Genomic DNA, 6,909 nt, shown 5'->3' with positions numbered 1-6,909 from the left:
GCGTTCGTCCCACTTCGTCACGCACGGTCGGTCACGCACGACCAGTCGGGCGTGACCGACGGGGTCAGACCTTGATCAGGGCCTCCAGCGGAACGCCCCGCAGATGCGGCTCCAGGCGCGCCCTGCCGTCGAGGAAGCCCAGCTCCAGCAGGACGGCCACGGCCACCACCTCGGCGCCGGCCCGGCGTACGAGTTCGACCGAGGCCGCAGCGGTGCCGCCGGTGGCGAGCACGTCGTCGATGACGATGACGCGGTCGCCCTCCCGGAGGTCCTCTGCGTGGACCTCCATCTCGGCGCTGCCGTACTCCAGGTCGTACGTCTGCGACAGCGTCGCACCGGGCAGCTTCCCCGCCTTGCGGACGGGGATGAAGCCGATGCCGGACCGGACCGCGACCGGCGCGGCCAGGATGAAACCGCGCGCCTCCAGCCCGACGATCTTGGTCGCACCGTGCTGTACGGCCAGTTCGGCGAGCGCGTCGGTGAGCGCCGTGAACGCCTTCGGATCCGCGAGCAGCGGCGTGATGTCCTTGAACATCACGCCCGGCTTCGGATAGTCGGGCACATCACGGATCCGGCTGCGGAGCAGTTCCCTCGTGCTGTCGTCCGTCATCGACGCTTCCCCGACGGACGGCCCCGGCCCCGGCCGCCGTGGCTCCGGGGACCCGCGACCGCGGCGGCGGGCGGGCTGTCCTGCTCCGGCGCCTCGTCGTCGCCGTCGTCCGGCTCCGCGTCCCTGGGCTCGTCGGAGCCCTCATGCGCGTACTCGGGCGACTCGCCCTTGGCCGCGGCGGCCTTCCGCTTGGCCAGTACGCGCTTCTTCAGCGCCTTTATCGACGGCTCGCGTTCCTTGAGGTCGGCGACCAGCGGAGTGGCGATGAAGATCGACGAGTACGCGCCGGCGGCGAGGCCGACGAACAGCGACAGCGAGATGTCGTTCAGCATGCCGGCGCCGAGGACACCGCCACCGATGAACAGCAGACCGGCGACCGGCAGCAGCGCGACCACGGTGGTGTTGATGGAACGCACCAGGGTCGAGTTGATGCTGCGGTTGGCGACCTCGCTGTAGGTGAAGCGCGTCTGCTTGGTGATGTCCTTCGACCCCTCCTTGAGGCTGTCGAAGACCACGACCGTGTCGTAGAGGGAGTAACCGAGAATAGTCAACAGACCGATCACCGTGCCCGGCGTGACCTCGAAGCCGACCAGTGCGTACACACCGACCGTGATCGTGAGGTCGTGGATCAGGGCGATCAGCGCCGCTGTCGCCATTCTCCATTCGAAGGCGATCGCCAGATAGATCACCACCAGGATCATGAAGATCCCGAGACCCGTCCACGCCTTGTTGGCGATCTGCTTGCCCCAGCTCGGCCCGACCAGGTCGGCGTTGATCTCCGCCTGGGGGATGTTCAGATCCTTGGAGAGCTGCGTCTGGACCTTGTCGGCCTGCGCCGTGTTCAGCTCGGTGACCTGGATACGCAGTCCGCCGTTGCCGAGCTTCTGGACGATCGCGTCGTGGCCGGATGCCTCTTCCGCGTGCTCCTGCGCCGCCGCCACGGAGACGCTCGTCTTGGGGGTGTTGAAGACGGCGCCCCCCTTGAACTCGATGCCCATGTTGAGCCCCTGCACCGCCAGGCCCGCGATGGCCGCGATGGTGATGAGGATCGAAAGGCCGTACCAGAACTTGCGCTTTCCTACGAAGTCGTAGCCGACATCGCCGCGGTAGAGCCGGGCGCCGAGATCTCCGAGTCGCGACATCTCACGCCTCCTTCGGGTCGGTGGGGGCGCTGAGACGACGGGGACCGCGGCGCAACGGTGGTTTGGCTCCGAGACGCTTCGGGTCGAGACCGGACCACGAGCCGCCGCCGGAGAAGAACTTCGTACGGGCGACCAGAGTCATGATCGGCTTCGTGAAGAAGAACACGACGACGACGTCGAGGACCGTGGTCAGGCCGAGTGTGAACGCGAAGCCCTGCACCTTGCCGACGGTGACGGTGAACAGCACCGCCGCGGCGAGGAACGACACGAAGTCGGACACCAGGATCGTGCGCCGGGCGCGCGGCCAGGCCCGTTCGACGGCGGGCTTGAGCGTACGGCCCTCTCTGATCTCGTCACGGATTCGTTCGAAGTACACGATGAACGAGTCCGCGGTAATACCGATCGCAACGATCGCACCACACACCGCGGGGAGGTTGAGGGCGAACCCGATACCTGGCCCGAGCAGGGTCATGATCGCGTACGTCATGACCGCCGAGGCCAGGAGGCTGATGATGGCGATCAGCGCGAGACCCCGGTAGTAGAGCACCAGGTAGATGATCACCAGCGCGAGGCCGATGGCGCCGGCGATCAGACCGGCGTGCAGCTGCTCACCGCCGAGCGCGGCGGTGACCGTCGTGACGGTGTCTTCCTGGAAGGTGAGAGGCAGCGCGCCGTACGACAGGATGTTGCCCAGGTCCTGCGCGGACTCCTGGGTGAAGTTGCCGGAGATCTCGGCGTTGGCGCTCAGGGTCTGGCGCACCGAGGGCGCCGAGACGACCTCACCGTCGAGGACGATGGCGAACTGGTTCTGCGGGGCCTGCTGCTGCGAGAGCTTGCTGGTGATCGCCTGGAACTTCTTCGAGCCGCCGCCCGTGAAGTCCATCTGGACGATCCACTGGCCGGTCTGCTGGTTGATGGTGGCGTTGGCGTCGTCGACGTCCTTGCCGCCCACCTCGGCCGGGCCGAGGATGTACTTCTCCCACACGCCGTCGTTCTCGCCGCAGGCGAGCGTCGGCTGGCTCGGCTTCGCGGTGTCGCCGAGGGCGCCCCTGGCCTTCTCGTTCGTGCAGTCGAGCGCCACGAAGTCGGCCTGGAGCTTCTCCGTCGCCGGGTCCGCGGGCGGCGCCGCGGAGTCGCTCGGCGCCGGGGTCTCCGAGGCGTCGGGCTTGTCGGAGGCGCCCGGAGTGGGCGTCGCGTCGGCCTTCAGGTCCTCCGTGAGGGCGCGGCCCTGGGTGGTCTCCGAGGCGCTGGGAGCGCCGGCGGCCGGCGGGTCGGCCGACTCCTTCGGCTTGCCGCTCCCGGAAGCGCTCGGGCTCGGGCTCCCGCTCGAACCGGCGCTGGGGGTCGCGTCCGGCGGCGGCTGCTGCTGGGCGGGGTCGCCCGGTCCGAGGGTCAGGACCGGCCGGAAGTACAGCTGAGCGGTGGTGCCGACCTGCTCACGAGCCTGCTGGGAGTTCGTGCCCTTGGGGATGTTGACAATGATGTTGTCGGATCCCTGGGTCTGAACCTCGGCCTCCTGAACGCCGAGACCATTCACACGACGCTCGATGATGCCGACCGCGGTGTTCATGTTGGTCTCGTTGACCGCGTTCGCCTGGCCCGGCGAGCTCTTGGCCTTGAGCGTGATGGTCGTGCCGCCGGCGAGGTCGATACCGAGGCGCGGCGTGAGCTCGCCCGCCCCGAACATCCCGCCGACGAGGGCGATCATCGCGATCAGGAACAGGATCAGGGTGCGCCCCGGCTTTCCCGGGGCCCCCGTCTGCCTTCGGCCCTTCTGAGGTGCTGCCACCTTTTCGTTTCTCCCTGTCCGACCGCTCCACGCCGGGTGAGCGACGGAGCGGCAACGAAGTGTTGTGGGGACCTGCCCACGCGAATGCCGACGTCGTCCGGGGACCGCGGTGCGCCTACGGGCGCGGCACGGTGCCGGACGGGACTACTTCGCGCCGCTCTCGCCGTCGGCCTTGGCGTCCTTGGGCTCGGCGGCCTTCTCGGCGTCGACCTTGGGCGCGTCGGCGGTGGCGTCCGCCGTGGCGGTGGCCTCGGCGTCGTCGCCGTCCTTCTTGCCCAGGTCGATCTTCGCCACGTCGTCGTCCCCGGTCAGCGAGGAGGCGTCGTCGGGCACGACGGGAGCGTCGTCCTCAAGCTCCTCCTCGTCGCCGTGGACGATGTGGTTGTACTCCGCGTCGGTGAGGACCGCGCCGATGGAGTTCTTCGCGTACACGGCGTGGACGGCCGGCGCGACCTCAAGGAGGACCGTGTCGTCGTGAACTTCCTTGACGGTGGCGTACATGCCGCCGATCGTCCGGACGCCGGTGCCGGGCTGCATCTCATTGCGCATCTGCGCAGCCGCCTGCTGCTTCTTCTTGGCGGACCGGGTCATCAGGAACATGGCCCCGATGAGCACGATGAAGGGGAGGAGGGTCACGAGACTCACGGGAGGGAACTTCCTTCGCACGACCGCGCTGTCGGGCGGCCTGATATACGGGGGCGGGTTAGCCGACTTTTAAGGGCGGCATCGGCGGAGTCTAAGCGAGTCCGCATCATTGGAACAACGCCCAGCATGGCACCGGGGTTCCTGCTGGAACGAATGCCTGTGCGGTCACGCCCCGAACAGGCCCGGTTGTCCGCTTGCGCCCGGGCTCCGCGGGGGCGGGGTGAGCCCCAGATGCGCCCAGGCGGCCGGGGTCGCGACGCGGCCGCGCGGGGTACGGGCGAGCAGTCCCTCCCGTACGAGGAAGGGCTCCGCGACCTCCTCGACCGTCTCGCGCTCCTCCCCCACGGCGACGGCGAGGGTCGACAGACCGACCGGGCCGCCGCCGAACAGCTTGAGCAGGGCCCGGAGCACGGCCCGGTCGAGGCGGTCGAGGCCCCGTTCGTCGACCTCGTACACCCGAAGGGCTACCGCGGCGATGTCGCGGTTGATGTAACCCTCCGCCTTGACCTGCGCGTAGTCGCGGACCCGGCGCAGCAGGCGGTTGGCGATACGGGGCGTGCCCCGGGAGCGTCCCGCGATCTCGGCGGCCCCGTCCGCGTCGATCTCCAGGTCGAGCAGGTGGGCCGAGCGGTGGATCACCCGTTCCAGCTCGACGGGCTCGTAGAACTCCATCTGCGCGGTGAAGCCGAAGCGGTCGCGCAGCGGGGGCGGCAGCAGGCCGGCCCTGGTGGTGGCGCCGACCAGGGTGAAGGGCGGCAGCTCCAGCGGGATGGCGGTGGCGCCGGGGCCCTTGCCGACGATGACGTCGACGCGGAAGTCCTCCATGGCCATGTAGAGCATCTCCTCGGCGGGCCGGGACATCCGGTGGATCTCGTCGAGGAAGAGGACCTCACCCTCCTGGAGGGAGGAGAGGATCGCGGCGAGGTCGCCGGCGTGCTGGATGGCGGGGCCCGAGGTGATACGGATCGGGGCGCCCATCTCGGCGGCGATGATCATGGAGAGGGTGGTCTTGCCGAGGCCGGGCGCGCCCGACAGCAGGACGTGGTCGGCGGTGGCGCCCCGGGCGAGGGCCGCCTTCAGGACGAGGTCGAGCTGTTCGCGTACGCGCTCCTGCCCGACGAACTCGTCCAGCGACTTGGGCCGCAGCGCCGCCTCGACCGCCTGGTCCTCGCCGTCGGCCGACGCGGCGACGAGCCGGTCGGGCCCGTCGAGTCCGTCGGTGTCGTCCGTCGGCGGCGGGCCGCCTCCCGGCGTCCCGCTGCTGCTGTCGTCCCAGTTCACTGTGATTCACCTCGTGGAAGCGGGACGTCCCTGGACGGTCCCGTGGAGTTCGGCCCCGGCGCGGGCCTGCCGGCACGTGCGGGTGAGCGCGTGCCCGTGCTCGTGCCTGTGCTCGTGCCCGTCAGCGTGTCCGGTTCAGCGACTGGAGCGCGGCCCGCAGCAGTTTCGGTACGGCGGGTGCCTCGCCGGCCTTGATCGCCTCCTCGGCCTGGGGCGTGACCAGCGCGACCGCCTCGTCGGCCTCCCTGGTCGCGTAACCGAGGCCGATCAGGGCCGAGTGCAGCTGATCGTTCCAGGAGGCGGAGACGGGGGTGCCGATGCCCTGCCTGCCGATATGGGTGCCGACGGGCTCGCCGAGCCGGTCCTTCAGCTCCAGCAGCAGCTTCTGGGCGCCCTTCTTGCCGATGCCGGGGACGGCGGTCAGTGTCTTCTCGTCACCCGTGGCGACGGCGAGACGCAGGGTGTCGGGCGCGTGCACCGCGATCATCGCCTGGGCCAGCCGGGGACCGACGCCGCTCGCGGTCTGGAGCAGCTCGAACGTCTGGCGCTCGTCGTCGTCGGCGAAGCCGTACAGCGTGAGCGAGTCCTCCCGGACGACCAGCGAGGTGGCGATCTTCGCCTCCTGGCCGATCCGCAGCCCGGCGAGGGTGGCCGGGGTGCACTGGACCAGCATGCCGACGCCGCCGACCTCGATCACCGCGGAGGTCGGGGCGAGGGCGGCTACCGGGCCGCTGACGAAGGCGATCATCGGGGGACCTTCCGTACGGGTACGTGGCTGGTGGAGCGGGACGCCTTGGCCGCGGCGTGCGCCTGCTGGAGGCGGTTGACGGCGGGGGCGCGCCAGATGTGGCAGATGGCCAGGGCGAGGGCGTCGGCGGCGTCGGCCGGTTTGGGCGGGGCGTCCAGCCGCAGCAGCCGGGTCACCATGGCGCCGACCTGTGCCTTGTCGGCGCGGCCGCTGCCCGTGACGGCGGCCTTGACCTCGCTGGGGGTGTGCAGGGCGACGGGGATGCCGCGGCGCGCGGCGCAGAGCATGGCGACGGCGCTGGCCTGGGCCGTCCCCATCACCGTACGGACGTTGTGCTGGCTGAACACCCGCTCCACGGCGACCAGTTCGGGCCGGTGTTCGTCCAGCCAGGCTTCCACGCCCTGCTCGATGGCGACCAGGCGTGAGCCGAGGTCCGCGTCGGCGGGCGTACGCACCACACCGACGCCGAGCATCGTCAACGGGCGTCCCGCGACGCCCTCGACGACGCCGACACCGCACCGCGTCAGTCCGGGGTCCACGCCCAGTACCCGCATCGCGCCCCTCCCCCTCACACTCTCGGTCCCGCTCGATCACACGTTCTGCCGGAGTGTCAGAACCCCTGATCAGCACAGTATCGGTCGGCACCGACAACGCGGCGGGCCGACGGGTACTCCTCGACCAGATGGATCAGCAC

Annotated in this window: 7 protein-coding genes; all 7 read right to left on the bottom strand. The window is 70.1% G+C overall.

All coding sequences use genetic code 11. From position 1 onward, the window contains the following. Nucleotides 1-64 precede the first annotated feature (64 nt). The 7 genes from ACFUN8_RS36470 to ruvC all read right to left on the bottom strand — a co-directional run bounded on the left by ACFUN8_RS36470 (nucleotide 65) and on the right by ruvC (nucleotide 6,769). Nucleotides 65-610 (bottom strand): adenine phosphoribosyltransferase, encoded by a 546-nt coding sequence (locus ACFUN8_RS36470; RefSeq protein ID WP_383647494.1) that lies wholly within the window; start codon nucleotides 608-610, stop codon nucleotides 65-67. After that, entirely contained in the window at nucleotides 607-1,752 is a 1,146-nt protein-coding gene (secF, locus tag ACFUN8_RS36465) for a protein translocase subunit SecF (RefSeq protein WP_383647492.1), read from the bottom strand. The genes ACFUN8_RS36470 and secF overlap by 4 nt, the downstream gene beginning before the upstream one ends. 1 nt (nucleotide 1,753) lies before the next feature. Further along, nucleotides 1,754-3,541, bottom strand: coding sequence for a protein translocase subunit SecD (secD, locus tag ACFUN8_RS36460; protein WP_383647489.1), 1,788 nt, complete (start codon nucleotides 3,539-3,541; stop codon nucleotides 1,754-1,756). Between the two features lie 144 nt (nucleotides 3,542-3,685). Beyond that, nucleotides 3,686-4,186: a preprotein translocase subunit YajC gene (yajC, locus tag ACFUN8_RS36455; RefSeq protein ID WP_383647487.1), complete on the bottom strand. Its 501-nt coding sequence runs from the start codon at nucleotides 4,184-4,186 to the stop codon at nucleotides 3,686-3,688. Nucleotides 4,187-4,351: 165 nt separating this feature from the next. Continuing rightward, entirely contained in the window at nucleotides 4,352-5,467 is a 1,116-nt protein-coding gene (gene ruvB, locus ACFUN8_RS36450; protein WP_383647484.1) for a Holliday junction branch migration DNA helicase RuvB, read from the bottom strand. A 121-nt stretch (nucleotides 5,468-5,588) separates the two neighbouring features. Then, nucleotides 5,589-6,215, bottom strand: a complete 627-nt coding sequence (ruvA, locus tag ACFUN8_RS36445) for a Holliday junction branch migration protein RuvA (protein ID WP_383647482.1) — start codon at nucleotides 6,213-6,215, stop codon at nucleotides 5,589-5,591. Beyond that, complete coding sequence (ruvC, locus tag ACFUN8_RS36440) at nucleotides 6,212-6,769, bottom strand: crossover junction endodeoxyribonuclease RuvC (protein ID WP_382572626.1); 558 nt, start codon at nucleotides 6,767-6,769, stop codon at nucleotides 6,212-6,214. Before ruvC ends, ruvA begins: the two co-directional genes overlap by 4 nt. Between the last annotated feature and the right edge of the window lie 140 nt (nucleotides 6,770-6,909).

The sequence above is a fragment of the Streptomyces sp. NPDC057307 genome (assembly GCF_042667665.1).
Taxonomy (GTDB): domain Bacteria; phylum Actinomycetota; class Actinomycetes; order Streptomycetales; family Streptomycetaceae; genus Streptomyces.
This window is presented reverse-complemented; position numbering and strand designations above follow the sequence as displayed.

Bases quoted from the DNA above. Each gene is read 5' to 3' on its own strand.
- secF (WP_383647492.1), bottom strand. From the start codon at position 1,752: ATGTCGCGACTCGGAGATCTCGGCGCCCGGCTCTACCGCGGCGATGTC.
- ACFUN8_RS36470 (WP_383647494.1), bottom strand. From the start codon at position 610: ATGACGGACGACAGCACGAGGGAACTGCTCCGCAGCCGGATCCGTGAT.
- ruvC (WP_382572626.1), bottom strand. From the start codon at position 6,769: ATGCGGGTACTGGGCGTGGACCCCGGACTGACGCGGTGCGGTGTCGGC.
- ruvA (WP_383647482.1), bottom strand. From the start codon at position 6,215: ATGATCGCCTTCGTCAGCGGCCCGGTAGCCGCCCTCGCCCCGACCTCC.